Source organism: Bradyrhizobium sp. WSM1253 (assembly GCF_000244935.1).
GTDB lineage: Bacteria > Pseudomonadota > Alphaproteobacteria > Rhizobiales > Xanthobacteraceae > Bradyrhizobium > Bradyrhizobium canariense.
Window position 1 is genome coordinate 350,130 of sequence record NZ_JH600072.1, and the last position, 5,365, is coordinate 355,494.

At 58.5% G+C, this 5,365-nt stretch carries 6 protein-coding genes; 2 read left to right on the forward strand and 4 right to left on the reverse strand.

From position 1 onward, the window contains the following. On the reverse strand, positions 1-870 hold an 870-nt coding region (locus tag BRA1253DRAFT_RS01545; protein WP_198288216.1), incomplete at its 3' end, for a serine hydrolase. Positions 871-1,448: 578 nt separating this feature from the next. On the opposite strand from BRA1253DRAFT_RS01545, the gene BRA1253DRAFT_RS01550 reads away from it, so the two are divergent. Together BRA1253DRAFT_RS01550 and BRA1253DRAFT_RS01555 are read left to right on the forward strand one after the other, a co-directional pair. Then, the gene (locus BRA1253DRAFT_RS01550) at positions 1,449-1,787 is read left to right on the forward strand and encodes a GNAT family N-acetyltransferase (RefSeq protein ID WP_245285840.1); all 339 of its coding nucleotides are present in this window, start codon (positions 1,449-1,451) and stop codon (positions 1,785-1,787) included. Between the two features lie 148 nt (positions 1,788-1,935). Next, positions 1,936-2,940: a phosphotransferase gene (locus BRA1253DRAFT_RS01555; protein WP_083869759.1), complete on the forward strand. Its 1,005-nt coding sequence runs from the start codon at positions 1,936-1,938 to the stop codon at positions 2,938-2,940. Positions 2,941-3,190: 250 nt separating this feature from the next. Here BRA1253DRAFT_RS01555 and BRA1253DRAFT_RS01560 read toward each other — a convergent pair whose 3' ends face one another. The 3 genes from BRA1253DRAFT_RS01560 to BRA1253DRAFT_RS01570 all read right to left on the reverse strand — a co-directional run. Continuing rightward, positions 3,191-3,841 (reverse strand): GDSL-type esterase/lipase family protein, encoded by a 651-nt coding sequence (locus tag BRA1253DRAFT_RS01560; protein WP_009859439.1) that lies wholly within the window; start codon positions 3,839-3,841, stop codon positions 3,191-3,193. 140 nt (positions 3,842-3,981) lie between these two features. Beyond that, entirely contained in the window at positions 3,982-4,425 is a 444-nt protein-coding gene (locus BRA1253DRAFT_RS01565; protein ID WP_009859440.1) for a cupin domain-containing protein, read from the reverse strand. A gap of 42 nt (positions 4,426-4,467) precedes the next feature. Beyond that, on the reverse strand, positions 4,468-5,365 hold an 898-nt coding region (locus BRA1253DRAFT_RS01570; protein WP_009859441.1), incomplete at its 5' end, for an IS66 family transposase.

The following is a 5,365-nucleotide window of genomic DNA, read 5'->3' on the forward strand; positions in this document are numbered from 1 at the left end:
GGCAACGACACTCCGGCCGCCTTCGTCGGAACAGGTGGCCGCCTTCGATCGGAATGCATGGTCGCGTTCAATCGGAATCCCTGGCCGCAATCCCCGGAATCCGCAACTGGCGTAATGGAATCGCGTCCCCGGCGGCGCGATCCGTTGGTTGAATTGCGCGATGCTGGCAACGGTGCCTTTTTGGGAAAACCAGTGTTTGCGCACCGTGTCGCCCCACAGGCGATCGAGGTCGTCTCCGCTGCCTTTCGCTTCATCGTTCTCTTCACCGAACTTTACGCCAGACGACATGTGCAGCAGCGCGCGGATCGGCGTTGCACCGTATTCCGTGCCTTTCAAGCCGGGAACATAGGTCTCCGCAGCATCGTCGATCGACTTGATCGCGCCTTCCGCGGTCGCGATCCCTATCAGCATGCCAGTGATAGATTTTGCCATTGACTGCGATATCAGCCGATCTCGATCAGTGCGGCCGTACTGATAGCACTCAACCAGAATCCGGTCGTCCTTAGCGATCAACAGGCCCGTCACCGGATTGCGCGACAGATAATCCGCAAGCGAAGCGCGGTTTCCCTTGTACTGGTAGCTGACATCCGCCGGCGTTCGCTTGAATGGCCAGGATGTGGCCGCGCGATCGACCTGGCGTGTCGGGAATATCTCATCGTAATGACTGAATGCGCCGACGCGGTATTTTGGCGAGGCCGGATTGCCGGGCTGGAAGATCCTCCACCGGTCCTTGATCGGGTAGTTCTCGGCCGCGCCGTAAAGTTCGGCGTCCGGGCCATCGGCGAAAAAGGACGGACCACCACCGATTTCAGCAGCCCAACTCCATTTCGCCGACGCCGCAACCCAGGTTGCCGCAAGTCCGGTCAGCACAGAGCGTCGCGAGAGTACTTTCCCGGCGCTGGTATGGGAGCTACCGCTGCGCCGCTTGCAAGAGTGATAAAATCGCGGTTCGCAAACCTGGCCCATCCGACCTCGAAATCGCTGGAGAGGGCCAACTGCTCCTCACCACGAATGCTACGGTGAGTAACATTTAGCTAAGCAGCGTGCTGTGTCAATGGCCTACAGCTTTTGAGCGAGGTCAGCTTTGAGTCACGGCTGCCTTCCCAAATTCCGAGAGGCATGACGGCAGTAACCCCCAATGCGGACGTTAGCGGCCGCGCTGTGGACGGCAGCGATGGGCCAAAATCAGAAGTCGAGCTTGTCTGGATTTGAGGCGTCGGAGAAGCTATCTTGTGCAACTCACTGGGAATATTTCCTGCCTGCTGGTGAAGACGAAGGATGACCGACGACGACATTGAGATACGTCGCCTCGCACCGCAGGACGCACTCCTCTATCGAGACATTCGACTAGAGGCTCTCCAACCAACCCGGAATCGTTCGGTAGCACGTTCGAGGTTGAAGATGCTCAGCCGCTGGGTTTGTTCTCGGATCGGCTCAGTAGCTCTACAGTGCTCGGCGCGTTCCGCGACAAAGAGCTCGTCGGCATTGTCGGCTTTGCTGTCCAACAGGGCCGGAAAGAAGCTCACAAAGGTGCGCTTTGGGGAATGTACGTTCGCCCCGCCGCAAGGAATGCCAAAATCGGTCGGCGGTTGGGCGAAGCGGTATGCAATCACGCTCGTCAGCAGGTTGAGCTGATCCAACTCAGCGTGGTGGTCGACAATGAACAGGCGCGGAGCCTTTATGCGAGTTTGGGCTTCCTGGAGTACGGCCTCGAGAAGAACGCGCTGAAGCAAGCTGGGCGCTACTACGACTTGGTTCTTATGGCGAAGGATCTCTCGCGGGCCTGAATTATTTTGCGTCCCTGACATCGACCGCTCACCAGCAGGCACGATTTCTGCTCTGGGCCACAACCGGACAACCGATAGAAGCGGACAAAGGCTTTACCTAATGCGAAGTCGCTTGTAGGTTGTGCGCCCCCGGAACTGGACGCGATAGATGGCAAACCCCTTCGCCGCGCTTTCGGCTACACAGCGGCATGCAGCACTGCAAGCGACGACGAGCGTACTGGGGGCTAATGCAATGCCGAGCATCCGAGCTTTGACCGGTGGAGTCTCGGGAGCATTTGTTTTTCTGATTGAGACGAATGGCCGGCGCTTCGTGCTGCGAATAGAAGGTCCGGAGAGCCCCTTGCGCAATCCCCACCAATATCACTCGATGCGCATCGCCGCCCACGAGGGAATTGCGCCCCGGCTTCATTATCTGGACGCCCCCAATCGTGTGGCGATGATGGATTTTATCGAAGATAGACCACTTGAAGGCTATCCGGATGGCAGTTCAGGACTAGCCCGGGCGATCGGGGCGATGCTTAAGAAGCAACAGAGTGCGCCCTTGTTTCCATACTTCCTGGATTACCCAGAGATTGTGAACAGGCTCTGGACCCATGTTTGTAAGACTGGTCTTTTTGTTGACGGTCTCTTGGACGAAGCTTCAAGCCGGCTAACCGAGATCCGCGGGACCTATGGTCTTAGAGCGGAGCATTTTGTTTCAAGCCACAATGATGTACTCCCCAGAAATGTGTTGTTCGACGGCGAGCGGCTATGGCTGATCGATTGGGAGACCGCCTATTGCAACGATCCGCTGGTAGATGTGGCAACCGCGCTCGACAATTTCGCACAGTCCCCGGAATTGGAAGAAATGCTGTTGCTCGCTTGGCTTGGCCGTGAGCCAGATCGGCCTCTGCGCGACCGACTGACACAAGTTCGCGCCCTCACGCGGCTCCATTATGCAGGAGTGCTGTTCAGCGCTTCGGCACTTGGGCCACGCGACAGGCCCGATGACAACCTTTCGTCGCTCAGCTCCGCGCAATTCGAGAGGGCGATTCGCGAGAAGCGGCTTGTACCTGGGACTGCGGAGACCAGTCATGCGCTGGGCAAGATGTTTCTCACCTCATTTCTGACTGGCTCGATACCGCCCGGACTGCCGCCCATGTATATGCGATAGGTTGAAGGACGTTCTCGCAGCAAGGAATTTAGCAGGCAAGCTGCCCTGAGGAGATCGATGCCGATGTCCGCTTCGGGTCACAAGCGCCCTTTCGGCAACCCGCCTGCTTACTTCCGGCTGAGCACCGGGAGCGGACATTACCCGCGCCGGTCGGGAGGTTCGAGATGGGCCAATAGCGGAAGTGGCTCAGCGCCAATGATCGCGTCGACGATGATGACGGTTTGCGAGCTATCGGCCGTACCTATGGGGGTCAATGGACTCTGTGACGTGCTTGATCGATCAGCGCCTCGACCTTCGGCAATATGCGCGCAACAACAGCTTCGATCCCTGCCGCGTTTGGCTTGAAGTCGCCGATCTCCTTCAGCGACGGATCGCTTGCAAACGCGTCATCAAATGCAGGGTAGAATAGCACATTGTACTCGCCGGCAAGACCGGAGAACATGGTCGCAAAGGCACTCTTGTGTTCGTCGTCCAATCTGGTGTGAGGCGCTGCTCCGCAAAGAAGCACGGCGATCCGCCGCGCTTTTAGGTTTTCAATAATTGCTGCCAGGGACTTGCGCGTGATGTTTGGCTCGACGGCAAAGACCATATCAACCGCACCGAGTACCAAGATCACCGCATCGGTATCCTCGGGAACCGAGCGATTCAAGCTGGCAAGACCCCTTGCTGCTGTGTCATTACCCTTGCCTGCATCAACAACCGTGACCGATTGACCTTTGGCCTTCAATGCAAATTCAAGTCTGTCGGAGAACCTGCGCCCAACGGGAAGATAGTAGCTGGTAGCCAGAGCATCGCCGAGTGCGACGATTTTGATTACCCGTTCTTCGGAACGAAGGGCTGTTGGTGGCAGCCAAGTGGCAGCAGCCGCTCCGGCCAAGATGATGAACTCGCGCCGTCTCATTGCCGACCCTACGGTTGGAACGGCTGCTGGCGATAAGTCGGCTATGGGCCCACAAGCCGACATGGCAGCTTGCGACACGGGTCGGTCCGGGGGAAAGCGGCCTGCGACTTCCCTCAGAAGCAGCGGAGGTCGATGCGCCGTCAATGATGCTTGACTGGAATCAACGACGGCCCGGAGTGATCAACGGGCAATATCTCGAACAGCACATGCACCATCGGCGCGTCAGTCTTATTGAAGACGGTGTGATTGACGTCGCCCGTCTCGAAGAAGAAGTCGCCCGGTCCGTAGACGATTGTCTCATTCGGCAGGACGTAAGTCATGTAGCCGGACGTGACCTGCCGAATGCCAGGCCCGACATGATTATGCTCGCCCACCTGCCCCCCGGGAGCGAGCGTGAGCTCGGTAACCCGGAGCTTGTACTTTCCGTTGATCTCGGAGAGGAAGCCGCCGAGCGGCGCCTCGAATTTGATTTTGGCAACCAGGCCTTTAGTATCGACCCTTACCGGGCTGCCTGAGGTTTGCGCTCTCGCTTCGCACGGCTGCATCGCCAAGGCCATCAATGGCAACGCTGCGAGCGCTTGCAAAACGTCTCGCCTCTTGTGTTCGGTAAGCGCTTAGCCGCAACCCTATTGAGGCTGGCTTGACGTTTTGCGGAATCGCCACGGCATGAGGTCTTTGATGCGGCTATGGGGATGGCCGTCGATGATCGTCTCGAGTGTTTCGGCGATGTAGGCGGCCGGGTTGACGTCGTTGAGCTTGCAGGTGGCGACGATCGAGGCGAGCAAGGCCCAGTTTTCGGCTCCGACCTCATGACCGGCGAAGAGCGCATTTTTTCTGGTCAGGCAGACTGGCCGGATGGCGTTCTCGACAGGGTTCGTGTCGAGCTCGAGGCGCCCGTCTTCGAGGAAGCGGGTCAGACCTTGCCAATGATTGAGCGCGTAGCGGATGTCCTCGGCGAGCGTCGAACCGCTGGAGATCATCGACAGCTGCTTCTCGAACCACATTTTCAAAGCGGCGACGAGAGCCAACGAATGCTCCTTTCGTGCGGCGAGCCGGATGTCCGGCGATGCACCGCGCACCATGGCTTCGATGGCGTAAAGCTGTGCGATGTGCCGAATGGCGGCCTCGGCGATCGGCGATTTGCTATTGCGGGCCAATTTGACGAAGCGTCGGCGCAAGTGGCTCCAGCAATGCACGAGCGTCCAAGGCCCTTGCAGTCGAGCGACTTCGGTCAGTCGATCATAACCGTCATAGGCATCGCATTGCAGGAAGCGTCCGCCAAAGCCATCCAGGAATTGCTCAGCGAAGGCACCGCTGCGACTGGGGGCATATCGGAACAGCACGATCGGCGGACTTGGGCCGCTGTGGCCGCGGTCGTCTGAGGCAATCGTCCAGAAGTAGCCTTTCTTCGTTTGGCCGCGCCCCGGATCGAGTACCGGCGCCTTGGTCTCGTCCATGAACAGCCGATCCGCCATGGCCAGGTGGTGGCGCATGTGTTCCGCGATGGGCTGAAGATGGAAGCAG